The 240-nt window shown below is 53.3% G+C and carries 1 protein-coding gene; it reads right to left on the bottom strand.

The window, feature by feature from the left end; all coding sequences use genetic code 11:
* On the bottom strand, positions 1 to 240 hold a 240-nt coding region (locus tag GHN86_RS23300), incomplete at both ends, for a helix-turn-helix domain-containing protein (RefSeq protein ID WP_153383383.1).

The raw sequence follows: 240 nt of genomic DNA, 5'->3' as shown, positions 1-240 counted from the left end.
CCCCCCAGCCAGTGTGCTCGATATTAAGCGCAAGTATCTGGCCCTCAGGTTCGAGTGCGGTTCGATTGGGCGAGGTATGGGGGCGGCGAGATTGATTATTCATCCCGTCGCTACCCTCACTTTTGTAGCGCTTCAGCCACTTGTAGGCAGTTGTGCGACCAATATTAAAGTCCTCGCACAAAGCTGTGATGTTGGCACCCTCGGCTAAAGCCAAGGCGACGAATTTGATTCGAAGATCCA

The sequence above is a fragment of the Pseudomonas helleri genome (assembly GCF_009600315.1).
GTDB lineage: Bacteria > Pseudomonadota > Gammaproteobacteria > Pseudomonadales > Pseudomonadaceae > Aquipseudomonas > Aquipseudomonas helleri_A.
Note: the sequence above shows the minus strand (reverse complement) of the source record. Positions and strands in the feature narration are given on the sequence as shown.